Genomic DNA, 325 nt, shown 5'->3' on the forward strand with positions numbered 1-325 from the left:
GGAAAGCTGGTTAAAGACAAACGCATCATTCAAATTAATCAAGATATCACCGAAATCAGTAAAAACTTTCATCCTACCGTCGCGTTGGCGGCCGATGCGAAGCTAACTGCTGAAAATATTATTTTCTGGTTGGATGAAGCGGAGATTCCACCCAGTGAATTTACCCGTGAACTGGAACCTTTCTCCCTCAATAAGCATCCGGCTACTCCGGCTAAAAGCGGGGTGGATGGAAGCTTAAATTATATTGAAGCACTTGAGAAGCTCGAAAAGGCTCTGCCGACAAATCGAGTTCTGACCACTGATGGCGGGCGGTTTATGACTGAGG

General features: G+C 45.8%; 1 protein-coding gene. It reads left to right on the forward strand.

Going from position 1 to position 325, the window contains the following annotated elements:
* Positions 1-325: hypothetical protein (locus tag QWI17_RS06075; RefSeq protein ID WP_302721628.1), on the forward strand; the 325-nt coding region annotated here is incomplete at both ends.

Source organism: Gilvimarinus gilvus, from assembly GCF_030518155.1.
Classification (GTDB): Bacteria; Pseudomonadota; Gammaproteobacteria; order Pseudomonadales; family Cellvibrionaceae; genus Gilvimarinus; species Gilvimarinus gilvus.